The organism is Pseudoblastomonas marina, from assembly GCF_014641655.1.
GTDB classification, from domain to species: domain Bacteria; phylum Pseudomonadota; class Alphaproteobacteria; order Sphingomonadales; family Sphingomonadaceae; genus Alteriqipengyuania_A; species Alteriqipengyuania_A marina.
Window position 1 is genome coordinate 2514657 of sequence record NZ_BMID01000001.1, and the last position, 24652, is coordinate 2539308.

At 66.1% G+C, this 24652-nt stretch carries 24 protein-coding genes; 16 read left to right on the plus strand and 8 right to left on the minus strand.

Annotation, left to right across the window (positions count from 1 at the left end):
• The first annotated feature begins 28 nt into the window (after positions 1-28).
• Positions 29-544, plus strand: coding sequence for a hypothetical protein (locus IEW49_RS12390; protein ID WP_188642951.1), 516 nt, complete (start codon positions 29-31; stop codon positions 542-544).
• Between the two features lie 111 nt (positions 545-655).
• On the opposite strand, the gene IEW49_RS12395 is transcribed toward IEW49_RS12390, so the two are convergent.
• The 3 genes from IEW49_RS12395 to IEW49_RS12405 all read right to left on the minus strand — a co-directional run bounded on the left by IEW49_RS12395 (position 656) and on the right by IEW49_RS12405 (position 5330).
• Positions 656-2485, minus strand: coding sequence for an AMP-dependent synthetase/ligase (locus IEW49_RS12395; protein ID WP_188642952.1), 1830 nt, complete (start codon positions 2483-2485; stop codon positions 656-658).
• A 96-nt stretch (positions 2486-2581) separates the two neighbouring features.
• Entirely contained in the window at positions 2582-4291 is a 1710-nt protein-coding gene (ggt, locus tag IEW49_RS12400) for a gamma-glutamyltransferase (protein ID WP_188642953.1), read from the minus strand.
• 10 nt (positions 4292-4301) lie between these two features.
• Positions 4302-5330 carry a quinone-dependent dihydroorotate dehydrogenase gene (locus IEW49_RS12405; protein WP_188642954.1) on the minus strand — a complete coding sequence of 343 codons (1029 nt, stop codon included), beginning with the start codon at positions 5328-5330 and terminating at the stop codon, positions 4302-4304.
• Positions 5331-5423: 93 nt separating this feature from the next.
• Here IEW49_RS12405 and IEW49_RS12410 point away from each other — a divergent pair, with 93 nt between their 5' ends.
• From IEW49_RS12410 to IEW49_RS12455, 10 genes are all read left to right on the plus strand, one after another.
• Entirely contained in the window at positions 5424-7259 is a 1836-nt protein-coding gene (locus IEW49_RS12410) for a DUF885 domain-containing protein (RefSeq protein ID WP_188642955.1), read from the plus strand.
• 340 nt (positions 7260-7599) lie between these two features.
• Entirely contained in the window at positions 7600-8010 is a 411-nt protein-coding gene (locus tag IEW49_RS12415) for an SUF system Fe-S cluster assembly regulator (protein WP_188642956.1), read from the plus strand.
• Complete coding sequence (sufB, locus tag IEW49_RS12420) at positions 8007-9503, plus strand: Fe-S cluster assembly protein SufB (RefSeq protein WP_188642957.1); 1497 nt, start codon at positions 8007-8009, stop codon at positions 9501-9503. The genes IEW49_RS12415 and sufB overlap by 4 nt, the downstream gene beginning before the upstream one ends.
• The gene (locus IEW49_RS12425) at positions 9500-10045 is read left to right on the plus strand and encodes an endonuclease domain-containing protein (protein ID WP_188642958.1); all 546 of its coding nucleotides are present in this window, start codon (positions 9500-9502) and stop codon (positions 10043-10045) included. The genes sufB and IEW49_RS12425 overlap by 4 nt, the downstream gene beginning before the upstream one ends.
• Positions 10042-10374, plus strand: coding sequence for a hypothetical protein (locus IEW49_RS12430; protein WP_188642959.1), 333 nt, complete (start codon positions 10042-10044; stop codon positions 10372-10374). The genes IEW49_RS12425 and IEW49_RS12430 overlap by 4 nt, the downstream gene beginning before the upstream one ends.
• Positions 10375-10461: 87 nt before the next feature.
• Entirely contained in the window at positions 10462-11211 is a 750-nt protein-coding gene (gene sufC, locus IEW49_RS12435; protein ID WP_188642960.1) for a Fe-S cluster assembly ATPase SufC, read from the plus strand.
• Positions 11208-11978 (plus strand): SufD family Fe-S cluster assembly protein, encoded by a 771-nt coding sequence (locus tag IEW49_RS12440; RefSeq protein WP_188642961.1) that lies wholly within the window; start codon positions 11208-11210, stop codon positions 11976-11978. The genes sufC and IEW49_RS12440 overlap by 4 nt, the downstream gene beginning before the upstream one ends.
• Positions 11975-13192, plus strand: coding sequence for a cysteine desulfurase (locus tag IEW49_RS12445; RefSeq protein WP_188642962.1), 1218 nt, complete (start codon positions 11975-11977; stop codon positions 13190-13192). The genes IEW49_RS12440 and IEW49_RS12445 overlap by 4 nt, the downstream gene beginning before the upstream one ends.
• Complete coding sequence (locus tag IEW49_RS12450; protein ID WP_188642963.1) at positions 13189-13698, plus strand: SUF system Fe-S cluster assembly protein; 510 nt, start codon at positions 13189-13191, stop codon at positions 13696-13698. Before IEW49_RS12445 ends, IEW49_RS12450 begins: the two co-directional genes overlap by 4 nt.
• Positions 13699-13707: 9 nt before the next feature.
• Positions 13708-14064, plus strand: a complete 357-nt coding sequence (locus IEW49_RS12455) for a HesB/IscA family protein (protein WP_188642964.1) — start codon at positions 13708-13710, stop codon at positions 14062-14064.
• A gap of 197 nt (positions 14065-14261) precedes the next feature.
• On the opposite strand, the gene IEW49_RS12460 is transcribed toward IEW49_RS12455, so the two are convergent.
• Both IEW49_RS12460 and IEW49_RS12465 read right to left on the minus strand, forming a co-directional pair.
• The gene (locus IEW49_RS12460; RefSeq protein WP_188642965.1) at positions 14262-14648 is read right to left on the minus strand and encodes a hypothetical protein; all 387 of its coding nucleotides are present in this window, start codon (positions 14646-14648) and stop codon (positions 14262-14264) included.
• Positions 14645-15325 carry an EI24 domain-containing protein gene (locus IEW49_RS12465; protein WP_188643212.1) on the minus strand — a complete coding sequence of 227 codons (681 nt, stop codon included), beginning with the start codon at positions 15323-15325 and terminating at the stop codon, positions 14645-14647. The genes IEW49_RS12460 and IEW49_RS12465 overlap by 4 nt, the downstream gene beginning before the upstream one ends.
• A 104-nt stretch (positions 15326-15429) precedes the next feature.
• Between IEW49_RS12465 and IEW49_RS12470 the strand changes: the two genes are divergently transcribed.
• Positions 15430-16413: an adenosine kinase gene (locus tag IEW49_RS12470; protein ID WP_188642966.1), complete on the plus strand. Its 984-nt coding sequence runs from the start codon at positions 15430-15432 to the stop codon at positions 16411-16413.
• A 43-nt stretch (positions 16414-16456) separates the two neighbouring features.
• Here IEW49_RS12470 and IEW49_RS12475 read toward each other — a convergent pair whose 3' ends face one another.
• Both IEW49_RS12475 and purD read right to left on the minus strand, forming a co-directional pair.
• Positions 16457-16969: a nuclear transport factor 2 family protein gene (locus IEW49_RS12475; protein WP_188642967.1), complete on the minus strand. Its 513-nt coding sequence runs from the start codon at positions 16967-16969 to the stop codon at positions 16457-16459.
• A gap of 94 nt (positions 16970-17063) precedes the next feature.
• Complete coding sequence (gene purD, locus IEW49_RS12480) at positions 17064-18350, minus strand: phosphoribosylamine--glycine ligase (RefSeq protein WP_188642968.1); 1287 nt, start codon at positions 18348-18350, stop codon at positions 17064-17066.
• Between purD and xseA the strand changes: the two genes are divergently transcribed.
• From xseA to IEW49_RS12495, 3 genes are read left to right on the plus strand one after another with little or no spacing between them, the layout of a single operon-like run.
• On the plus strand, positions 18349-19821 hold the full coding sequence (gene xseA / locus IEW49_RS12485) for an exodeoxyribonuclease VII large subunit (protein ID WP_188642969.1): 1473 nt from the start codon (positions 18349-18351) through the stop codon (positions 19819-19821). The two genes, purD and xseA, sit on opposite strands and share 2 nt — an antisense overlap.
• A gap of 25 nt (positions 19822-19846) precedes the next feature.
• The gene (locus IEW49_RS12490) at positions 19847-20053 is read left to right on the plus strand and encodes a DUF2093 domain-containing protein (protein ID WP_188642970.1); all 207 of its coding nucleotides are present in this window, start codon (positions 19847-19849) and stop codon (positions 20051-20053) included.
• Entirely contained in the window at positions 20050-20958 is a 909-nt protein-coding gene (locus tag IEW49_RS12495; RefSeq protein ID WP_188642971.1) for a M23 family metallopeptidase, read from the plus strand. Before IEW49_RS12490 ends, IEW49_RS12495 begins: the two co-directional genes overlap by 4 nt.
• 18 nt (positions 20959-20976) lie before the next feature.
• Here the strand turns inward: IEW49_RS12495 and IEW49_RS12500 are convergent, their stop codons facing one another.
• Positions 20977-21489, minus strand: coding sequence for a hypothetical protein (locus IEW49_RS12500; protein WP_188642972.1), 513 nt, complete (start codon positions 21487-21489; stop codon positions 20977-20979).
• Between the two features lie 222 nt (positions 21490-21711).
• Here IEW49_RS12500 and IEW49_RS12505 point away from each other — a divergent pair, with 222 nt between their 5' ends.
• A complete protein-coding gene (locus IEW49_RS12505; RefSeq protein ID WP_188642973.1) occupies positions 21712-24645 on the plus strand; it encodes a TonB-dependent receptor domain-containing protein in 2934 nt (977 codons plus the stop codon).
• Positions 24646-24652 lie beyond the last annotated feature (7 nt).

A 24652-nucleotide genomic window follows, 5' to 3' on the forward strand; every position in this document is an offset into this window, starting at 1 on the left:
CGCGCGAATCGTCCGTCGAGGAGCCACTATGGAAGCCGCACTGACCATCGCCGAGCTGCGCGAATTCGCCAGCTTCTCGCCCGCCGAACAGCGCTATATCGAGCGCGCGCTCGATATCGGGCTCGGCCGGTGCGACGTGATGGTCGAGTGGGGCGGACGGCAGGATGCCGAGGACGCACTTCGCGGCCATATCGCTGCCTATGATCGTCTCGACGAACTGCGCGCCGCGCATCCCGATACGCTGGCGCTGGTCGGACTCGATTCGTTCATGGGCGTGCTTATGCAGCTGACGCTGTTCGATTTGTCGCAGGGCGCGATCGAGAGCTTCTCGGCCTATCGCTTTCTCTACGAACGCCTGCTCGGTGCCGAAGTGCGCCCGTGGCTGCCCGCCGCCTTCTGCGCCGCGAGTGCGCTGCCGCAGATCGAGCCCGAACGCCGCAAGGACCTGCTCCAGTCGCTGAGCGAAGCCGCGGCGACCGCGCCCGGCTGGTCGACCCAGGCGCCGTGCTTCTATCCCGAATGGGTAGAAAAAGAGGTCGCGTAACCTTCTTTGGTCTTCAAGCGCCGGCCGCGGGCTCTCCCCGCCCGCTTGGCTTCGGTTCAACCGTCCGCCGCGCAGTCCCGCTTGTGCACGCTGCCGCGTGCTTGATCGTCGTCAGCTTCGATAGAGCCCGGCCAGCCGGTCGCCGTAGCGCTCTTTCAGCTTGTGCCGGCGGATCTTGAGACTGGGGGTCATCTCCTCGTTTTCGATCGAGAAGGGCTCGTCGGCGAAGGCGTATTTGCGGACCTTTTCGACCACCGAGAGATCCTTGTTCACGCGGTCGATCGCGGTGCGGATCGCGCGCTGGAATTCGGGCAGGTTCGGCAGTTCGGAGCAGTCGAACTTCTTGCCCTGCGCCTTGCACCAGTCCGCCATCCATTCCGCGTCGGGCACGATCAGCGCGACGAGGTGCGGCTTGCGGTCCCCGAACACCATTGCCTGCGCGATTTCGGGCTGCAACGTCAGCATGCCCTCGATCCGCTGGGGTGCCACGTTGTCGCCCTTGTCGTTGACGATCATGTCCTTCTTGCGATCGGTGATCTTGATCCGGCCGCGCTCGTCGAGGTGACCGATATCGCCCGTATGGAGCCACGGCCCGCCCTCGGGATCGGCGGGATCGACCTTGAGCGTGCGCGCGGTTTCGGCTTCGTTGCGCCAATAACCCTGCATCACGAGCTCGCCGCGCACGAGGATCTCGCCGTCCTCGGCGATCCGGCACTCAACGCCCTTCATCGGCGGGCCGACCGTGTCCATCTTCAACCCGACGCTGGGGCGATTGCAGCTGATCACCGGGCCGGCCTCGGTCTGGCCGTAGCCCTGCAGCATGGTCAGGCCCATCGCATCGAAGAACACGCCGATTTCGGGATTGAGCGGCGCCCCGCCCGAAACCATCGCCTTCATCCGTCCGCCGAAGCGCTGGCGGATCTTGGGCCGGAGCGTCTTCTCGAGGATCAGGTCCATCGGCTTGTCGAGGAGGCTCTCACGCCCTTGCGCCTTTTTCTCACCGATCGACAGCGCGCGGTCCATCAGCAGATTGGGGAGGCGCCCCTGCTTCTCGATCTGCTTCATGATCCGCGTGCGCAGCACTTCGAACAGGCGCGGAACGACGACCATGATGGTGGGACGCACCTCTTCTATATTCGAGGCGAGTTTCTCGAGCCCTTCGGCGTAGTAGATCTGCGCACCCATCCCGATCGGGAGGAACTGGCCGCCGGTGTGTTCGTAGGCGTGGCTCAGCGGCAGGAAAGAGAGGAACACTTCGTCCTCCCAGCCGAAATCGTGCGCGAGGATTTCCGCGGCGCCGGCCACGTTCATCAGGATCATGCCGTGATGCTGGAGCACGCCGCGCGGTGCGCCGCCGGTGCCCGAGGTGTAGATGATGCAGGCGGTATCGCCGCGCTTGATGCCCGCGATCCGCGCGTCGACGGCTTCGCGCGCGGCTGCGACGTCGCCGCTCGCGACGTCGTCCCACGCGTGGCAATCGGTCTCGATTCCCAATTGCGGCATGCGGAAAGTGTCGATCGTGATGACGTGACCGACCCGGTCAGTGTTGAGCACGGCGGGCAACAGCGCCTTGCCGAGCTTCTCGTTCGAAACGATGACCGCGCGGGCGTCCGAATCCTCGATGATATGCGTGTGGTCGCGCTCGGTATTGGTGACGTAGGCGGGCACGGTGATGCAGCCCGCGGCCATGATCGCGAGGTCCGCGATGCACCATTTCGGGCGGTTTTCCGAAACGAGGATGACGCGATCGCCTTCCTTGAGGCCGAGTTTGCGCAGGCCTTCGGCCAGCAGGCAGACTTGCCGCGCCGCCTCGGCCCAGCTGATCGGTTGCCATTCGCCCTCGTGCTTGGCCCACAGGAACGGCGTTTCGCCGCGCGCATCGGCGCGTTTCAGGAATAGCTCTACGAGGTTCTGCGCCTCGTCGAAATCGGACAGCTGCACCGGGGAGGAACTCCTCGCTGTTTGTGTTTTTTGCGTCGCCCGTCGGGCGCTTAGCCAAGGAGGGTGGGGATAGTCGCTCGTTCGACCAGCGGCAAGTCAGGCCCCCTTTTGGGACGGATCGAGAATCCCGTCGAGCCGGGGATCATGGCGCCCGCGCCAGCCGTCGGGCGTGCGGATCGCACCGACCGCGCGGAAGGGCGGCGAGGCGGGGCGGACGTTCTGATGGCCGAGCGCCTCGAGCGCGCCGATCTGCGCCTCGAGCCAGCTGCCCTGCTCGACTACCACCGTCCGGCCGAAATCCATTGCCAGCGGCAGGGCGAGTGCATCGTCCAGCGACATCCCGAAATCGATCACGCCGATGATCGATCGCGCCACCTGGACCGGAATGGTCGATCCACCTGCCGCGCCGATCATCAGGAACGGGCGTCCCGCGGGGTCCCACACCAGCGTCGGTGCCATCGAGCTGCGCGGGCGCTTGCCGCCCTCGACCCGGTTGGCGACGGGCACGCCGTCCTTGGCGGGCGAGAAGCTGAAATCGGTCAGCTCGTTGTTGAGATAGTAGCCGCCGAACTGGAGGCCCGATCCGAAGCCGCCCTCGATCGTCGAGGTGTAGCTGATCATGGTGCCGGCGCTGTCGGTGACGACGAAATGGGTGGTGCCATTCTCGATCGGCTCGTCGCCGTCCGCGCGTGCTTGGGGAGCGCCCTCGGGCACACCCGCCTCGTAGCTCTGCGCGCGTTCCGGATCGATCAGCGCCGATCGGCGCGCGAGATAATCGGGCGCGACCAGCCCTTCGACCGGCACCGACACGAAATCGCTGTCGCCGGTGTACAGTTCGCGATCGGCATAGGCGAGCTTCTGGGATTCGAGGAACAGGTGCCAGAATTGCGGATTGCGCGGCCCGAGCGCGGCGAGGTCGAACCGTTCGAGCTGACCGAGCATGGCAAGTACCGCGATCCCGCCCGAGGACGGCGGGCCCATCCCGCAAATGCGATAGCTGCGATAGATCCCGCAGACGGGCGCGCGCTCGCGGGCCCGGTAGGAGGAAACGTCGCTGGGGGTCATCCCGGCGGCGAGAGGGGTGGCTGCGGCCACGGTCGCGGCCAGTTCCGCCGCCGGTTCCGCGCCATACATCGCCTCGGGGCCCTGCGCGGCGATCGCGCGCAGGCTGGCGGCGAGTTCGGGGCGGAGGATGCGCGTGCCGACCGGCCTGGGGTCGCCCGCCTCGGTGTAAAAGGTCGCGCGCATCAGCGGGTCGGCCCCGGCACGGTCGATATTGCCCTCGAGCGAGCCGTTGAGCCGCGGGTTCATCACGAACCCCTCGTCCGCCAGTCGGATTGCGGGCGCGAACAGCGCCGCCCACGGCAGCTTGCCGTATTTGTCGTGCGCCAGCTTGGCGAGTGCGACATTTCCCGGCACGCCCACGCTGAGGCCGGTCAGCACGACGTCGCGATAGCTCTTGGCCTTGCCCTCGGTGTCGAGGAACCAGTCGGCGCCCGCCGCGGCGGGCGCGGTCTCGCGCCCGTCGAAACTCTCGACCGAACCGTCGGGCAGGCCGCGCAGCATGAAGCCGCCGCCACCGATCCCCGAGCTCTGCGGTTCGACCACGGTGAGCGCGAGCATGGTCGCGATCGCCGCATCGGTCGCGCTGCCACCCTGTCGCAGCATTTCCATCCCCGCTTCGGCGGCGCGCGGATCGGCCGAGGCGACGGTGCCTACATCGGTGGGAGGCGCAGTTTCGGCGGGGACCGTCGCGCAGGAAACGAGCGCGAGCGGGGCGATGCTGACGAAGAGGCGTTTTGACATGCGCGCGGTGCTATTCGGTTCCGACCGCCTCGGCAATCGAAGAGAAGCCGTCGCGTTTCATCAGGCGTTCGAGCCCGGCGACGATCCGCGCTGCGAGCCCCGGTCCTTCATAGACCATCGCACTGTAAAGCTGGACGAGGCTCGCCCCTGCGCGGATGCGCGCCCAAGCATCCTCGGCACTACCGATGCCGCCGACCCCGACGAGCGGCACTGCGCCGCCGGTCGCCTTGCGGAAATCGCGAACTCGCTGCTGGGCGAGATCGCGCAGAGGAGCGCCCGACAGACCCCCGGCCTCTCCCGCCGCGCGCGATGTGAGGTTCGGGCGTTCGACAGTGGTGTTCGAAACGATCAGCGCGCCCAGCCGCTTGGCAATTGCCAGCCGCGCGATATCGTCGATATCGGCTGGTAGCAGGTCGGGCGCGACCTTGAGGAACACCGGCGGCGCGTTTTCACCGGCAGCCTCTTTCACCCCGTCGATCAGCGCGCCCAATGCCTGCGGGTCCTGCAATGCGCGCAGGCCGGGGGTGTTGGGGCTGGAGACGTTGATCGCGAGATAGGAGGCATAGGGCGCGACCGCGCGCGCCATCACCGCGTAATCGGCGATGCGGTCGTCCGAATCCTTGTTCGCGCCGATATTGATGCCGACGATGCCGGGCCTGCCGTGGCGCTTCTCGAGCCGTGGCAGCGCCGCCGGCAGCCCGCCATTGTTGAACCCCATGCGGTTGATAACCGCACGGTCCTTCTCGAGCCGGAACAGGCGCGGCTTGGGATTGCCCGCCTGCGGGCGCGGGGTCAGCGAGCCGATCTCGGTGAAGCCGAAGCCGAGGCCGAGGACGGCGTCGGGCACCTCTCCATCCTTGTCGAACCCGGCCGCCATGCCGAGCGGATTGGGAAAGTGCAGCCCGGCGACATCCACGGCCAGATTTCCGGCTGCCTGCGGGCCGCGCAGCGGCGAAAGCTTGAGCGTCTCGATCGTCAGCCGGTGCGCGCGCTCGGCGTCGAGCGTGAAGATGCCGGGGCGGAGCAGTTTGTAGATCACGCAGACGGCCTAGTCCGCCCTCGGCTTCCTGTCGATGCGGTTGCCAAGCGCTGCGCACAGCCGCATGGAGACCGCAACCCAAGGGAGAGAACCATGACCAAGAAGATCCTTCTCGCCGCCACCGCGCCCTTCGCATTGGGCGCCTGCACCACGATCCCGGCCGACGATATCGATCGCACTGCGGATACCATCGCCGACGCCGTGGTCGATGCGATCGACGGCGACGAGGACGAGCAGAGCGAGGAACTCGCCGCGTTCTTCGAGGCCTATGACGAAGCGCAGCTCGAAATGTCGCCGATCTCGAAATCCTATCGCGGCATCATCGACGAGGATTACGGCAAGTGGGACGATGTGTCCGATGCCGCCGAGATCCGGGCCGAACGCCTGCAGCAGGATTACGCCGCGCGGCTGGCGCGCGAGTTCGACCTTACCGATCTCGAAGGGCAGGATGCGCTCAGCTATCGCCTGTTCCTCGCCCAGGCGGCGCGCTCGGCCTCGCTGTTCCCGTTCCGTGACAACGGCTACATCTTCAACCAGATGTTCGGCGCGCAGTCGCAGGGTCCGGCCTTCCTGATCAATATCCACCGGGTCGCGAACCGCGACCATGCCGAGGCCTATGTCAGCCGCATCGCGGAAATGGGCGACGCACTCGATACGTTGACCGCCGAATCGCGCGAGCGCGCGGCCAATGGCGTCATGCCGCCCAAATTCGTCTACGCCTACGTCATCAGCGATATCGAAAACCTGCTCGGGGCGGGCGACGACAACGCGATTCTCGAGGATTTCGCGGGCAAGGTCGACGCGCTCGAAATCTCCGCTGCAGACAAGGCCGAACTGAAGGCTCAGGCGCTTGCGGCTTGGCACAGCGAAGCGCACCCCGCCTATGAGCGCGTCCTCGCCGAAATGGAGCGCCAGCAGGCGATCGCGGGCACCGATGACGGTATCTGGCGGTTCGATGACGGCGCAGCCTATTACGATGCGCTGCTTGCCAGCTACACCACCACCAACCTCACCGCCGACCAGATCCACAATATCGGCCTGCGCGAAGTGGCCCGCATCCACGGCGAGATGCGCGACATCATGGACCAGGTCGGGTTCGAGGGCAGCCTCCAGGACTTCTTCGAATACACCCGTACCGACGACCGCTTTTTCTACGACACGCGCGAGGAATACCTGGCCGATGCGCGCGCCGCGGTCGATCGGCTGACCGAGAAGCTGCCCGAATATTTCGGCACGCTTCCCGAAGCCCCGTTCGTCATCAAGCCGGTCGAGGCGTTTCGCGAGAAGAGCGCGGGCAAGGCGTTCTACCAACGCCCGGCGCCCGACGGTTCGCGCCCCGGAACCTATTACGTGAACCTCTACAATCTGAAGGACATGAGCAAGAACGAGCTCGAGGCGCTCGCCTATCACGAGGCGATCCCCGGGCATCACCTCCAGCTCGCAATCCAGACCGAGCTCGAGGGCCTGCCCGCCTTCCGCCAGTTCGGCGGCGTGACCGCCTATTCGGAAGGCTGGGGCCTCTATTCGGAGGAACTGGGCAAGGACATGGGCTTCTACACCGACCCCTATTCGGACTTCGGTCGGCTGGGGATGGAACTGTGGAGAGCCTGTCGACTGGTGGTGGATACCGGCATCCACTCGAAGCGCTGGAGCCGCGAACGGGCGATCCAGTACCTCAAGGACAACACCCCCAATCCCGACGGCGACATTCGCAAGGCGATCGAGCGCTATATCGTCATGCCGGGCCAGGCGACCGCCTACATGATCGGCAAGCTCAAGATCATGGAACTGCGCGAACGTGCCCGCACCGAACTGGGCGCCGACTTCGACATTCGCGGATTCCACGACGTCGTGCTGACCAACGGCCCGGTGCCGCTGAGCATCCTCGAGGAGAATGTCGACGCGTGGATTGCGGAGCAGAAGCGCTAGAATCGTTTGTTTTGTCCCTCAGGCGCCGGGCGCGAGCCATCCGGCCCGCTTGGCTTCGCGGCATAAGCCGCGGCGTGCGGTCGCACGCGTGCGCGCTACCGCGCACAAATCGAGGGCGGATATTGCGGCCTGGCACCAAACGTACACGACCGAGACGGCCGTCCGCAGGGCGACCAGCGCAAGGCAAGGCCGACGGCCGCCCGCAGGTGCCTCGCAGCGCAGCGGAGGGGTCAGCACCGAGGATGCACGCGCGGATGCGCGGGCGGAGGACTAAACGCTAACGACTCGCAACAGGCGGGTTTTGGTTGAAATCGGACGGTTTCGCTCCGATTTGGGCTGCATGCGCCTCAGCAACCTTGCAGATTACGCCATCGTCACGATGAGCGCCGCGGCCCGCCATTGCGGCGGGGGGCGGACGTCTGCGGGCGAGCTGGCGGCGGAAACCGGGCTGCCGGTCCCCACGGTGCAGAAGCTCGTGAGCAAGCTTTCGTCCGCGGGATTGCTGCGATCGACGCGTGGCGCGGGCGGCGGGTTGCAGCTCGCGCGCCCGGCGGCGGCGATCACGATGGCCGATATCGTCGAGGCGGTCGAAGGCCCGATCGCGCTCACGGCCTGCGTCGAAGGCGAGGACTGCGCGGTCGACCACACTTGCTCCGTCCGCCCCCACTGGCCGCTGATCAACGAGGCCCTGCGCGGCGCGCTGGCCGATATTCCGCTGACGCAACTCGCGCAGCAGAGAGAAATTGCATGACCGAAGAAACCCAAGTCCAGGACCGCCCCGAGCAAGACCGGGAAGCGAAGGAAGCCGCCGCGAAGGCCGCCGAATACGAATTCGGCTGGCATTCGGACATCGATACCGAATTCGCGCCCAAGGGCCTCACCGAGGACACGGTGAAGTACATCTCCGCCAAGAAGAAAGAGCCCGAATGGATGCTCGAATGGCGGCTCAAGGCGTTCCGCCTGTGGCAGGAGATGGAAGAGCCCAACTGGGCCAAGCTCGGCTATCCTAAGATCGATTACCAAGACGCCTATTACTACGCCGAACCGAAGAAGAAGCCCGAGCTCGAATCGCTCGACGAGCTCGATCCGGACATCAAGTCGGTCTACGACAAGCTCGGCATCCCGCTTGCCGAACAGGAAGTGCTTGCCGGGGTGAAGGGCGCGCGCAAGGTCGCGGTCGATGCGGTATTCGACAGCGTCAGCGTCGCCACGACCTTCCGTGAGGAGCTGACCAAGGCCGGCGTGATCTTCATGTCGATCAGCGAGGCGATCCGCGAATATCCCGAGCTGGTGAAGAAGTGGCTCGGCAAGGTCGTGCCGCAACGCGACAACTACTTCGCCACCTTGAATTGCGCGGTCTTTTCCGACGGCACCTTCGTCTACGTTCCCGAGGGCGTGCGCTGCCCGATGGAGCTCTCCACCTATTTCCGCATCAATGCCGAGAATACCGGCCAGTTCGAACGCACGCTGATCGTCGCCGAGAAGGGCTCCTACGTGTCCTATCTCGAAGGCTGTACGGCCCCGATGCGCGACGAGAACCAGCTCCACGCCGCGGTGGTCGAGCTGGTCGCGATGGACGATGCCGAGATCAAGTATTCGACCGTGCAGAACTGGTATCCCGGCAATGCCGAGGGCGTCGGCGGGATCTACAATTTCGTCACCAAGCGCGGGCTGTGCCAGGGCGCGCGCAGCAAGATCAGCTGGACGCAGGTCGAAACCGGCAGCGCGGTGACGTGGAAATATCCCTCCTGCGTGCTCAACGGCGTCGACAGCGTCGGGGAATTCTATTCGGTCGCGGTGACCAACAACCACCAGCAGGCCGATACCGGGACCAAGATGATCCACAATGCCAGCGGTACGCGCAGCACGATCATTTCCAAGGGGATCAGCGCGGGCCAGTCGCAGAACACCTATCGCGGACGCGTGGCGGTGGCGGCCAATGCCGAGAACGTGCGCAACCGCACCGAATGCGATTCGCTGCTGATCGGCGACCGCTGCGGCGCGCACACCGTGCCCTATATCGAGGTCAAGAACCCCAGCGCCCAGATCGAGCACGAGGCCACCACCAGCAAGATCAGCGACGACCAGTTGTTCTACGCCATGCAGCGCGGGCTCGACGAGGAGCAGGCGATGGCGCTGATCGTCAACGGCTTCGCGAAGGAGGTGCTGAAGGAACTGCCGATGGAATTCGCGGTCGAGGCGCAGAAGCTGCTCGCGATCTCGCTGGAAGGGAGCGTAGGATGACCGACCGCAAAACGCTCCAGCTCCGCGATCCCTCCGAGCAGTCCGACGACACCCCCGCGATCAAGAAGAAAGGTCGCGGCTGGGAGATCTCGGAGAAGCGGCTCGATGCGCTGCATGAGCGGGCGCGCGAGATGCGGCGCTTCTCCAGCCCAGCGCACAAGGCGTTGGCGAAGCGCTTCGCCGAGGCGGACTTGGGGCCGTATACGTTCAAGCGGCACGCGGTGGTCGGCTCGGCGATCGTCGATTTCGCCTGCCACAAGCTCGGCATGGCGATCGATATCGACGAGGAAGGCGAGAACGAGACGCTCGCCAAGCGCCGCGACAAGAGCCTCGAAGCGGTCGGCATCCGCGTGATGCGGATCAAGGCCGAGGACATCCTCGAACGGATCGACGACGTGCTCCCGCGCATCACCGCCTGCATGCGCATGCGCATCGCCGACAAGCGCGAAGCCCGCGCCGCGCACCGGGCGCAAGGCAAGCGCGACCGCCCGGCACCCGAAAGTCCAACCCAAGCCACCGACGAGAGCGGGGGCGAGCAATGAAACGCCTTATGCTCTTGCTCTCTGCGGCTCTGGCGGCGAGCGTCGCCGTCCCCGCATCGGCGACCGACAATACGCGCGCAGAAGAGCGGTTGCGGGGTTGCCTCTCGGCCGGTTCGATCAATCATCCGCACACCGAGCTGCTCGCCGCCATCGTCGCGGTGCGAGCGCTGTGCGGGGTCGAAATCAAGCGCGTGCGCACCGAACGCGTGACCAGGGCGCGCAAGGGTCTGGTCGGCAGGCAGGCCGAACGCGCGGAACGCCAGGCGATCCGCAATCTCAACGACGAGATCGCCGTCGCGATCGCCAATTTTACCGGGCTGCGCGGATGACACCGAAGACCATCGCCATCGTCCTCCCACTCCTCGCCATCATCGCGACCACCGTCGCGATCGCGATGGCGCACAAGAAAGATTCCGATGCTCAAGATTGAAAACCTCCACGCCGAAATTGACGGCAAGGCCATCCTCAAGGGGCTGACGCTCGAAGTGCAGCCGGGCGAGGTCCATGCGATCATGGGCCCCAACGGCGCGGGCAAGTCGACGCTCGCCTATGTGCTGGGCGGCCGCCCGGGCTACGAAGTGACCGAGGGTTCGGTGACGTTCGGCGGCAAGGACCTGCTCGATCTCGAACCGCACGAGCGCGCCGCCGCCGGCCTGTTCCTCGGCTTCCAGTACCCGGTCGAGATTCCCGGCGTCTCCAACGTCCAGTTCCTGCGCGAGGCCTTGAACGCCCAGCGCGAGGAGCGCGGCGAGGAGAAGCTGACCGGCGGGGAGTTCCTCAAGCTCGCCAAGGAGAAGGCGGGGCTGCTCAAGCTCGACATGGACATGCTCAAGCGGCACGTGAACGTCGGCTTTTCGGGCGGCGAGAAGAAGCGCGCCGAGATGGTCCAGATGGGTATTCTCGACCCGCAATTCGCCGTTCTCGACGAGACCGATAGCGGGCTCGACATCGATGCGCTGCGCGTGGTGGGCGATGGGATCAACGCGATCATGCGCCAGCCCGACAAGGGCGTGCTGCTGATCACCCACTATCAGCGCCTGCTCGAAGTGGTGAAGCCCGACAAGGTCTCGATTCTAAGCGACGGGCGCATCGTGCGCACCGGCGGGCCCGAACTCGCCATGCAGCTCGAGGAAGAGGGCTACGATCGGGTCATGGAGACGGCATGACCGAAGCCCTGATTCTCCCCACCACTCGCGACGAGGCCTGGCGCTATTCCGATGTCGCCGCGCTCGAAGGGATGGACCTGTCCACCTTCGACGACTGGCGCGACATCGAGGTGCCCGCGGGCGAGAGCTTCCGCGACGTCATAGCGATCACTGACGAGAACACCGGTCCCGACGAGACCGTGCTGCATCGCCTTCGCGTGCGGCTCGGCGAAGGCGCGCGCTGCGAACTGTTCGGACTGATTGCGGCCGGGCGGCTTGGCCGCGTCGAAGTGGTCGTGACGCTGGCGCGAGGGAGCCATTTCGAGCTCGGCGGCGTGACCGTCGGCGGGCGCGAGACGACGCGCGAATTCGTCACCCGGATGGCGCATGAGGAACCCGAGGCGACCAGCAACCAGACCGTGCGTTCGGTCCACTGGGGCAAGGGCACGGGCAATTTCCTCGGCCGGATCGACGTCGTGCGCAATGCGCAGAAGACCGACGCCGCGCAAAGCTTCAAGGGCCTGCTGCTTGAAAAGGGCGCGAGCGTGAACTCGGTGCCGCAGCTCGAGATCTTCGCCGACGACGTCAAATGCGCCCACGGAGCCGCGATCGGCCAGCTCGACGAAAGCGCACGCTTCTACATGGCTTCGCGCGGGCTCTCGCCCGATCTTTCGCGGAGGCTGCTGGTGCAGGCCTTTATCGGCGACGCCTTCGTCGCGCTCGACGACGAGGAGCAACGCGAGGCGCTGATGCAGGCCGCGCTCGACAAGCTGGACCGGCACCTGTGAGCAACGCCCCCGTCCTCGACCGCAAGGCGGATTTTCCCGGCCTCGTCACCGCGGGCGGCAAGCCGTGGCACTATCTCGACACCGCCGCCTCGGCGCAGAAGCCGCTGGAGGTGATCGACGCGATGAGCCGGGCGCTGGGAAGCGATTACGCCACCGTCCATCGCGGGGTCTATAATCGCTCGGCGCAGATGACGCTGGGCTACGAAGCCGCGCGCAAGCGGGTGGCGGACTTCATCGGCGCCAAAAGCGAGAACGAGATCGTGTTCGTGCGCGGCGCGACCGAGGGGATCAACCTCGTCGGGCAGACGTGGGGTGCGGCCAATATCGGCGCGGGCGACCGGATCATGCTATCCACGCTCGAGCACCATTCGAACATCGTCCCGTGGCAGATGCTCGCCGAGCGCGTCGGCGCGCAAATCGACGTCTGCCCGCTGACCGAGGACGGGTTGATCGACCTCGATTGGCTCGAAGCCAATTTGACCGAGCGCCACAAGCTCGTCGCGCTCGCCCATGTCTCCAACGTGCTCGGTTCGGTGCTCGGCGCGAAGCGCGCGGCGAAGGCTGCGCATGCGGTCGGCGCGAAGCTGCTGCTCGACGGCTGCCAGGCCGCGCCGCGGATGCGGCTGGCAATGGATAAGCTCGACTGCGATTTCTACGTCTTTTCGGGCCACAAGCTCTACGGTCCGACCGGGATCGGCGTGCTCTGGGCGCGCGAGGAACTGCTCGACGCGATGCCGCCGTGGCACGGCGGCGGCGCGATGATCGACAAGGTCTCGTTCGAAAAGACCACCTATGCCCCGCCGCCGCAGCGGTTCGAGGCGGGTACGCCGATGATCACCGAGGCGATCGCGCTCCACGCGGCGATCGATTATGTCGACGCGCTCGGCATGGAACGCCTGTTCGAGCATGAAAGCGACCTTGCAACCAAGGCGCGCGCGGCGCTGCGCGACACCAACAAGGTGACGCTGTTCGGCCCCGAAAAGAGCGCCGGGATCGTAAGTTTCGCGCTCGATGGGGTTCACCCGCACGATCTGGGCACCATATTGGACGAGGAAGACGTCGCGATCCGTGCCGGCCATCATTGCGCGCAGCCGCTGATGGAACATCTCGGCGTCAGCGCCACCGCGCGCGCCAGTTTCGGCCTCTACAACGACGAAAGCGATATCGACGCGCTGATGCGCGGGATCGAGAGAACACTCAGGATTTTCGGATGAGCGACAACAAGGATTACGTCGCGGCGCCCTCGCCGCTCGACCAGGCGGACATGATGCCGCCCAAACCGCCGCGTGCACGCGTTTCGGATGCGGTCGACGACGCGCCCTCGGAGAGCGCGGGTGAGAAGCTCGAGCGCAAGCGCGATTACCTCGCCGGCTTCCTCGACAAGCAGCCCGAAGCCGCGCCGACCACAGGCGATGGCGGAGAGTTGCAGCAGAAGGTCGTGGACGCGCTCAAGGAAATCTACGACCCCGAAATCCCGGTCAACATCTACGATCTCGGCCTGATCTACGGTGTCGAAGTTTCGGACGAGTCGGACGTAAAGGTGATCATGACGCTCACCACGCCGAATTGCCCGGTCGCGGAGACGATGCCGGGCGAAGTCGAACTGCGCGCGGGCTCGGTCCCCGGTGTGCGCCATGCCGAGGTCGATCTCGTCTGGGATCCGCCTTGGGGCCCAGACAAGATGACCGACGAGGCGCGCCTCGAACTCGGTATGCTATAAGGTGCTGTCATGACCGACACGAAAACCCGTACCCGCCCTGCCGCCGTCATCCTGACGCCCGCCGCCGAACAGCGCGTCGCCGAGCTGATGGCGAAGGCGCCCGAAGACGCGATCGGGGTCAAGCTCTCGACCCCGCGCCGCGGCTGTTCGGGCCTCGCCTACTCGGTCGACTACGTGACCGAGGAGCAGGGCTTCGACGAGAAGATCGAGACCCCGGGCGGCACCTTCTACATCGACGGCGCGAGCGTGCTCTATCTCGTCGGCAGCACGATGGACTGGGTGGAAGACGATTTCACCGCCGGGTTCGTGTTCGAAAACCCCAACGCCAAGGGCGCGTGTGGGTGCGGCGAGAGTTTCATGGTCTAAGCTCACGCTGGGCCGACATCCGTGCCACGGCAGTACGATCCCCGGCGGATAAAGGCAGCCCTTGCCGGGCCTCACGGTTGGGTGCTCGAACAAATAGTGGGCCGTTCCGATCTCGATCGGACGGCCGTGCCCGCCGTTCCGCCCAATGGCCCGCGACCCAAGCAGGGCGGGGCCGAAGCGCCGCTCGATTTCGGCGACTAGCGACCCAGCGCCGCGATGCAGCCGGCGGGATCGACCGATTCACCGGCGGTATTGCGAGCATCGACCCAGGTCGCGCGGCGTTCGCCGCCCCCTGCGAGCGTGTAGAGATAGACGTCGAGCAGGCAGGCCTGGCCGGCGAATTGCAGCTTGCGCGCATCGCCTTCGGCGAGGTCGAGCCGCGGCTGGCCGAAGCGCGCCACTAGCTGTGCGGCGGTGGCGTCGACCACCCCTTCCAGCCCGCGACCCGTCATCCGGGTCGGCGTCGAAGGCGGCGGCGGGGTCGCGCTGCGCGTGACCGGTTGCGGCGGGATCCTCGGTGAAGTCGAGCCGCCGGCACATCCGGCGAGGGCCAGCGCAAGGAGCAGGGCGGCGTGGAATCTCATCGTGTCTTTCCGTGAACGAGGTGGGTTGCCATCGCGGCCCCCAGGAAGGGAGCCAGGAAGTTTACGCCCGGCACCGCAAACAGTGCCGCGACGATCCCGCCCATGACGAAGCGCTCGCCGCCACCGAGCGGCTTGGGCCCAAGTTCGACCTCGTGCCGCGCGGCGACCATCTCCATCAGCTCGCGCCCCAGCAGCAGGGCGTTGACCAGCCAGAATACCGCTGCCGCGCCGACTCCCGTCACTAGCAGGACGAGCGCGAAGGGCAGCGCGACGAGGTTGAACAGCAACGCGCGGCCCGCCCCCTTGAGCCCGCGCCGCGTCTCGCGCGCGAAACCGAGATCCCGGGCCTGCGCCGCGCGGTCGGGATAGAATTTCGCCTCGACCGCCTTGACCACTTCGTCGGCAAAGAACTGCAGCGCCGCCATCGCGACGATCCGCCACAGCAGCCATGCGCCGATCACCACGCCGAGCACCGACAGCGCCCCGCGCACGCCCTGCGCCCCGGCGAAGGCCCCGTCCTGAAGGCCTGCCGCGCCCAATCCCCAGTCGAGCGCGATCCAGCCCGCGGTGCCGAGCGCGACAAAGGCGACCAGCGCCAGCCCCACGCTCTTGAGCAACAGGGCGAGAACCCGCCGGTCGGCGAGCTGGCGGACGGCAAGGGCGAGCGCACGCAACATCGCCAGCACGAATCGGGCGCTACCTGCCCGCTGTCAACGCTTGGCAGGGCGCGGACGAACCGTTAGGCGCGCCCCCACACCATTTACGCCCTACAGGATTTTTCATGACCGAACCCCGCTACGACGTGATCGCGATCGGCAATGCCATCGTCGACGTGATGGCCCCGTGCTCCGACGAGCTGATCGACGAACTCCAATTGAACAAGGGCGGGATGACGCTTGTCGACGACGAGGGGGCCGCCATGCTCTACGACGCGATGGGACCGGCACGCGAAATCTCGGGCGGCTCGGCGGCAAACACGCTGGCCGGCATGGCCGCGCTCGGCGCGCAATGCGCGTTCATCGGCCAGGTCGCGAAGGACCAGCTCGGCGATGTCTTCAGCCACGATATCCGCGCCGTCGGCATCGATTACGACACGCCCGCGCGCGAGGGCGACCCGGCCACGGGGCGTTGCCTGATCTTCGTCACCCCCGATGGCGAGCGCACGATGAACACCTTCCTCGGCGCGAGCACTTACCTGCCCAAGGAAGCGCTCGACGAGGACCTGATCGCCAGCGCCGGCGTGCTCTATCTCGAAGGCTATCTGTGGGATCCCGAGGAACCGCGCCGCGCCATGCGTCGCGCGATCGAGGTCGCGCGTGCGGCCGGCCGCAAGGTCGCCTTCACCGCGTCGGAAAGCTTCGTAATCGATCGCCATGGCGACGATTTCCGAGCGCTGATCGAAGACGGCCTGGTCGACATCATGTTCGTCAACGAGAGCGAGCTCGCCACGCTGACCGGCGAGGACGATTTCGAAGCGGGCCTCAAGGCGCTCGACGGCAAGCTGCCGATCCTCGTCGCGACCCGCAGCGAAAAGGGCGCGGTCGCCATCGCCCACGGCACCCGCGCCGAAGTGCCCGCGGCCCCGGTCGACGAGGTGGTCGACACCACCGGGGCAGGCGACCTCTTCGCCGCCGGATTCCTCACCGGCCACGTGCGCGGCGAGAGCCTCGAGCGCTGCCTGGAAATGGGCGCGATCTGCGCCGCCGAGATCATCTCACACTACGGCGCGCGGCCCGAGGCGGACCTGCAGGAATTGGTGGGATAGGAAAACTCGCCGCCCCGGCCTGAGCGAGGTAAAGAAGGCGGTATCAATCCCCTTGGTCGGTCTCGAGCGGCGAATTGTGCTCGTGGACGATTTTCCAGCCCTCAGCCGTGTCGACGAACACGAGGGTCAGCTGCCGGTTGGCCGTCACCACGTCTTCGCCGAACACCAGCTCGACGTCCGGGTGTACCGTTGCAACCGCGACGTCACCGTAGACCGACACTTTCGGATCGTCATACTCGAAGCGATTCACGCTGGTGGCATTGCCGAAGAACGCGCGTTCGTTTGCCTCATTTTCCGATGCGCCGGTACGACGACCTCCTTCCTGAAAATCGCTGAATTTCGGACTATAGGCATGGTGCGCTATGAGGCGGTCGATATCGCCTTCACGGATTGCGAGCTCGATGTCGTCCAGCACAGCTTGGATTTCGCCGACCTTTTCTGGATATTCTGTCGCAATCAGATCCTTGCTTTGGCCGGTGTCAGCCTCGCTGGGTTCTTGAGCGCTGCAGCCCGAAAGCATCGCCAGCGCAGCAATCGGATAGATTAATCTATTCATGAATTCCCCCCATTCGCCGAAATGGAATGGGGGCATTCTTTCGTGCTGACCGCAATTCGGGCGCGCAAGCACGCTCGTCTGCAACGCCGATCGCTTACGAAGTACGCTCCCGCTCGAGTTCGCGCCAGCCGATATCGGTGCGGCAGAAGCCGGTATCGAAATCGAGGCTCATGATCGCCTCGTAGGCGAGGTTGCGCGCGGTGGTGACGTCGTCGGCGAGCGCGGTGACGTTGAGCACCCGGCCACCATTCGCGACCAGCTGTCCCTCCTCGTTGCGCTTCGTGCCCGCGTGAAAGATTTTCGCGCCCGTCTGCTCGGCCGCGCCGACCTTGCAGATCGTGCCGCCCTTTTCGGGCATGCCGGGATATCCCGCCGCCGCCATCACCACGGTCAGTGCGGCGGATTTCTTCATCGCGATTTCGTCCACCTCCGAGAGCGTGCCGTTGGCGCAGGCGAGCATCAGCTCGACCAGGTCCTCGTCGAGGCGCGCCATCAGCACCTGGCACTCGGGATCGCCGAAGCGGACGTTGTATTCGATCAGCTTGGGGCCCTCGCTGGTCAGCATGAGGCCTGCGTAGAGCACGCCCGAAAACGGCGTGCCGCGCGCTTTCATCGTCGCGACCGTCGGTTCGACGATCCGCTCCATCACCTCGCGCTGGAGATCGAGGGTCAGGATCGAGGCGGGACTGTAGGCGCCCATTCCCCCGGTATTGGGGCCGGTATCGCCATCGCCGACGCGCTTGTGGTCCTGCGCGGTGCCGAAGGCGCGGACGGTTTCGCCGTCGGTCAGCGCAAAGAAGCTCGCTTCCTCGCCGGTGAGGAATTCCTCGATCACGACTTCGGCGCCGGCCTCGCCGAACCTCCCGCCGAACATGTCGGCGAGCGCGCTGTCGGCCTCGGCGCGGTTGGCGGCGATCACCACGCCCTTGCCCGCCGCGAGGCCATCGGCCTTGAGTACGTAGGGCGGTTCGAAGCGGCCGAGCGCGGTGCGCGCCTCGTCGAGCGAGCTGGTGTGGGCGTAGCCGGCGGTGGGAATATCCGCCTCGTCGCACAGCCGCTTGGTGAAGGCCTTGCTGCCTTCGAGCTGGGCGGCTTCGGCCGAGGGGCCGAATACGGGGATGCCCGCCTCGCGCAGGCTGTCGGCAAGTCCGTCGACCAGCGGGGCCTCGGGCCCGATCACCACGAGCGCGATGTCGTTATCGCGGCAATGTGCGATCACGGCAGCATGGTCGCCGACGTCGAGCGCGACCGATTGTGCGCCGTCATCCTCCATCCCCGGATTGCCGGGAGCGGCCTGGAGATTGTCGCAACGCGGCGATTGCATCAGCTTCCACGCCAGCGCATGCTCGCGCCCGCCCGATCCGAGTAGAAGGATATTCATGCCCGCAAATCCGCCTTTCGATGACACTGAAGACAACAGTAACGCTCCCGGCCTCGTAGCGAGCGCTCGCGCGGGCGACAACGCCGAGCCGTTTTCGGTCAGCGAGATTTCCGCCCAGCTGAAGCGCACGGTCGAGGACCGGTTCGGGTTCGTCCGCATTCGCGGCGAGCTGTCGGGGGTGAAGCGGGCGGCGTCGGGGCATCTCTACGCCAGCCTCAAGGACGACAAGGCGCGGATCGATGCGGTGATGTGGCGCGGCAGCGTCGACCGGCTCGCCTTCCAGCCCGAGGACGGGCTCGAAGTGGTCGCGAGCGGCAAGCTGACGACCTATCCAGGGCGCTCGAACTACCAGATCGTGATCGAGCGGATGGAGGTCGCGGGTGAGGGCGCGCTGCTCGCGCTGCTCGAGAAGACCAAGCAGAGGCTCGGTGCCGAGGGGCTGTTCGATGCCGAGCGCAAGCGGCGCCTGCCACTATTGCCACGCACGATCGGCGTGGTCACCTCGCCCACCGGCTCGGTGATCCGCGACATCCTCCACCGCCTCGCCGATCGCTTCCCGAGCCACGTGATGGTCTGGCCGGTGATCGTCCAGGGCAAGGGTTCGGCCGAACAGGTCGCGGCGGCGGTGCGCGGGTTCGGGGCGATCGAACCCGGCGGCGCGCTGGCGCGACCCGACGTGCTGATCGTGGCGCGCGGTGGCGGGTCGATCGAGGATTTGTGGGGCTTCAACGAGGAAGTGGTCGCGCGCGCGATCGCCGAGAGCCCGATTCCCGTGATCAGCGCGGTCGGGCACGAGACCGACACCACGCTCGCCGACTTCGCCGCCGACACGCGCGCGCCCACCCCGACGGCGGCGGCCGAAATGGCGGTGCCGGTGCGGGCCGATCTGGCTGGCTGGATCTCCGAGCTCGGCCAGCGCCAGCGCGCCGCGACGGGGCGTACGATCGATCTCGGGAAAGAACGGCTCGCGGCGCGCGCCGAGCGACTGCCCGACAGCGAATCGCTGCTCCAGCCCTATGCCCAGCGGCTCGACGAATTGGCCGAAAGGCTGCGCCGCGGGCTGGTCGACCGGGCGCGAACCGGGCGTGAGCGGCTGGCGGGCCTGCGCCTCTCGCCGGCCGTGCTCGAGGGGCACCTGCGCCAGGCTCGGCACGCGCTGGCCGCGCAACGGCTGGCCCCGCAACTGGTGCTCGGCCCGCTGGCGCGGCGGCGCGAAAGCCTGGCCGCGCTCGCCCGGCTTGCCGAGCAGCTCCATCCCGACAAGCCGCTGGCGCGTGGTTATGTCCGCGTGATGGCGGGCGACGGCGCGACGCTCACCAGCGCTGCCGGCGCGCGCAAGGCCGACTTGCTGCGCCTCAAATTCGCCGACGGGATCGTCGATGCGGTGCCCCAGGGACGGTCGCCGCCGGCCGCGCACAGGCCGAAGCGTGCGAAACCATCGGCGGCGGGACAAGAAGATTTGTTCGGTTAATCTGCGCTGTGGTAAGGGTCGCCGCATGTTGATGAGTTCCAAAGGTCGCGCGGCGACGCTCCATTACGGCCCCAACGGATTTCGCGTGCTGCGCAGCGGCGACCATGTCGTCTGTGCGGTGACCGCGGTGCAGATCCCGCTCGAGGAATTGAGGTACTGGAGTGTCGACCGGCAGGAGCCTTACGCCAATGCGACCGTGGCGGCACAGCGGCTCGCCGGCATCGACGAATGATCGGCAAGTTCGCCACCGCCATCGTCGGCGCTGCGCTACTTGCCGGATGCGCCGCCGACCGCGATGTCGTGACCGAAGCGCCGCCGCAGCCGACCGTCACCTCGGCGCCAGTGGTGGGCAAGCCCGCGCCGACCCCGGCGGCGACCGACCCGGCCCCGAGCCTGCGGGTGACGGGGCAACTGACGCAGGGCGGCTTCATTCGCGGGACCGCCTCGCGCGGGGTCCGCAGCGTCACGCTCGACGGCGAGCCGCTGCGCGTCGCCGATGACGGCAGCTTCTTCGCCGCGTTCGACCGCGATGCCGACCTCGATCACACGCTCGTGGCGATTTTCGCGAACAAGCGGATCGAACGGCGCATCGCGATCACTGCGCGCGACTGGGACATCGAGCGCGTGAATGTCGCGCGCCGCCCGGGCGGGATGACCGATGCCTTCTGGCGTATCCGCGAGCCCGAATGGAAGCGGATCGTCGCCGCGCGCGCCGAGGACACCGGGGCGACCGGCTGGAAGCAGGAGTTCCTGTGGCCGGCGACCGGGCGGATTTCGGGCATGTTCGGATCGCAGCGGATCTACCAGGGCGAGCCGGGCAGCTATCACTCGGGGATCGACATCGCCGGTGGCGAGGGGACGACCTATGTCGCTCCCGCCGACGGGGTCGTGGTGCTCGCGACGCCCGAACCGTTCAGCCTCGAGGGCTACCTGCTGATCATCGACCACGGCAACGGGCTCAACAGCGCGTTCCTGCACAATTCGGCGATCCTCGTGCGCGAGGGCGAGACCGTGAAGCGCGGACAGCCGATCGGTCGCATCGGGGCGAGCGGGAGGGCGACCGGGCCGCACCTGCACTGGTCGATCAAGTGGCGCGACGCGCGGCTCGACCCGATCCTCTTCACCGGGCCGATGTAGTTCGGGCCAGCTTCCGAACTATTCGACGCGCTTGGCCTTGACCCCCAGCTGCGTCCGGACCTCGATGAAATAGCTGGTCAGCGCGCCGCGCTTGATCGTCACCTTGTCGCCCACGCGCGGCGCATTGAAACGCATCGGGGGATCGGTAATCCGCCACACGGCATTGCCGTCCTCGATCGTGATCAACCACCCGTCGCGGCCGACCCGGGCAACCCGGGTGATGGTCGATTCAATCTCCTCGACCCCCTCTCCCTCATCGAAGAACGGGACCTTGACACCGGAAAAGCCGAACAGGTCCTTGCGCGCCTTCTCCGCTTTCTCGCGGTCGACGATTTCGATCTCGCCGCTTTCTTCCGCGCTCAGCAAAAGCCGCGCCTGTCGGTCGTAACAGGCCAGCCGCGCATCGTTTTCGGCAATCCCGCTGCATTTGCGCAGCTCGGCCAGCGGATCCCGGCTATCTTCCTGAGCCGCGGCGGGAAAACCGGCAATCGCGGCGCCGAGCGCAATGTAAAGTACTCCGGAAACCCTCATCACATCCCTCCGTGTCTCGGGTCAGGATATATCCGCAACAACCGGAAAGCCACTGTAGCAAATTAGTCACAATCTATGAGCAATGCGGCCAGCGCCGCCGCTGCCGATTGCGCGCCTCCCCCCACTTTCGTTAGGCTTGCGCCAGTTCCGGGTCTTTTGGCTCGGGCTACAGCTATGGACCATAGAGCACGCCTCCGGGCCTGCTTCTTCAAGGGGACAATAATGTCGAATCGATTTAACAAGGCGGCGCTCCTTTCGGGCGGTGCGATTGCGGCGATGGCTCTTGCCACTCCCGCGCTCGCGCAGCAGACGATGGAAGATGACGCCACCGATCAGGAAACCGCGATCCAGACGAGCGAAGGGGCCGAAGAAGGCGCCACCACTCGCGTGACGATCACCGGTTCGCGCATCGTGCGCAACGACCTCGACACCGCCGCGCCGATCGCGGTCGTGCAGGACGAGGAATTCAAGCTTTCGGGCACCGTGAACGCCGAGCAGGTCATCAACACCCTGCCGCAGGTCATTCCGGGCACGACCGCTTTCTCGAACAACCCCGGCAACGGCACCACGGACCTCAACCTCCGCGGCCTCGGCCAGAACCGTAACCTCGTGCTGGTCAACGGCCGTCGTTACATGTTCTACGATCCGGGCCAGATCACCGACATCAACACGATCCCGACCTTCCTCGTCGGCAGTGTGGACGTCGTGACCGGCGGTGCCTCGGCCGTTTACGGTTCGGACGCGATCGCGGGCGTTACCAACTTCAAGCTGCGCTATGTCGACGGCATCGAAGCTGGTGGCCAGTACTCGATCACCGAACGCGGCGATGGCGCCCGTTACAACCTGTTCAGCGCCCTCGGCGCCGAATTCGACGATGGGCGTGGCCGTGCCACGGTCTACGCCGAATACTACAACCGTGAAGGCGTCTTCCAGGGCGACCGCGCGTTCTCGAACTTCGCTCTCGGTGCCGAAAGCTTCGGTGAGCCGATGCAGCAGTTCGGTTCGTCGACGCTCCCGAACGGCGTGATCCGCTACTTCGGCGACGGCAACCGCGCCGGCACCGAATTCGCGGCCAACCGTGCCGTCGTGTTCGACGACACGCCCGGCGAATTCCGCACCCGTACCGGCGACACCTACAACTACGCGCCGGTCAACTACCTGATGATCCCGCAGGAGCGGTACCTCATCGGTGGTCACGCGGAATACGACATCGGCAACGGCCACACCGTCTATTCGGAAATGAGCTACGCCAACAACCGCGTGCAGCAGGAACTCGCCGCGACCCCGGTCACCGGCGACTTCATCGTCAACCTCGCCGCGATCCAGCCGTTCCTGTCGGCGGGCGACTTTGCGCAGCTGCAGCAGCTCAACGCGACCGAAACCGACGGCGATCCGGACAACATCGAACTGTTCCTGCAGCGTCGTACGGTCGAAACCGGTTCGCGTAACTCGCTCGACGAGCGTAACGCGTTCCGCATCCTCACCGGCGTCAACGGCCCGCTCACGGATACGTTCAGCTACGACCTGTACTACCAGTACGCGCGTACGCGGAACGCCAACATCCAGGAAGGCAACATCTCGCGTTCGGCCTTCCAGGCCGGCCTCGACGGTAGCGCCACCCCGATCAACATCTTCGGCCCGGGCACGCTGACGCCCGACATGGTCGACCAGATCTCGATCCGTGCGCAGAACGGCGACATCTCGACCCTGCAGGTCGTCTCGGGCGTGATCTCGGGCACCTTCGGCAACCTCGGCATGGGTGCCGACGATCTCGGCATCGCGCTGGGTACCGAATACCGCAAGGTGGCCGCGCAGTTCATTCCGGATACGGCCCTGTCCTCGGGCGACGTGATCGGCTTCAACGCCGGTAACCCGACCGAAGGTAGCTACGACGTGACCGAAGTGTTCGGCGAACTCAACCTCCCGATCATCGACAACGGCAACGGCCTGACGCTCGATGTGACGGGTGCGGCGCGTTACTCGGACTACAGCCTCGAGAATGTCGGCGGCGTGTGGGCCTATGCCGGCGGCGTGACCTTCTCGCCGATCGACGACGTGACCTTCCGCGGCCAGTATCAGCGTGCGGTTCGTGCGCCGAATATCGGCGAGCTGTTCGGTGGTCAGTTCATCAACTTCCCGGGCGCGCAGGATCCCTGTGCCGATCCGGCGATCCTTGGTGATGCGACGGCCGTGGCCCTGTGCCAGGCGACCGGTGTCCCTGCTGGCAGCGTCGGTGACCCCGGCATCCAGCTCAACACCCAGATCCCGGCGCTCGGCGGTGGTAACCCCGATCTCCAGGAAGAAGTTTCGGACAGCTGGACGGCCGGTGTCGTCCTCAGCCCGAGCTTTGCCCCGGGCCTGAACATCACGGTGGACTGGTACAACATCCAGATCGAAGACGCGATTGCCACGCTCGGCGGCGGTTTCGCGAACGCGATCAACCTCTGCTATCGTGTGATCCAGGACATCAACAGCGCGTACTGTCAGCCGTTCAACGGCACGCGTGCCGCGAACGGTGCGATCACGGTCGCCAACCCGCCGCTCGTCAGCCTGGCCAACGCCTCGCTGTTCGAAGTGGAAGGTGTCGACTTCCAGGTCGATTACGGTACCCCGGTTCCGTTCTCGATCTTCAGCGCCGAAGAAGATGCTCGCCTGAACTTCTTCTTCCTCGGCACGCACACGATCAAGTCGAACTTCACCCCGGTCGATGCCCTCCCCGACGAGGTCGATCGTTGTGCCGGCAAGTTCGGTGTGGCGAAGTGCGGTGAGCCGACCCCGGAATGGAAGTGGACCTCGCGTTTGTCCTACATCGACGGTCCGGCGACGATCAGCCTCCGCTGGCGTCACATCGGTGAAGTCACCGATGACGACGACACGATCGACTACGCGGCCTTCGGTGGTCTCGAGACCCTCGAAGCGACCGACTACTTCGACCTGTCGTTCGCGTTCGACATCACCGAGAGCTTCACGCTTTCGGCCGGTGTGAACAACCTGTTCGACAAGCTTCCGGGTACGCCGCAGTTCAACGGCATCCTGGTCAGCAACGCGCCGAACAGCCTGCTGCTCGGCGACAACCAGGAACAGGCCAACACCTATCCGAGCACCTACGACGTGCTCGGCCGGGACTTCTTCATCTCGGCTCGCATGCAGTTCTGATCTGCAT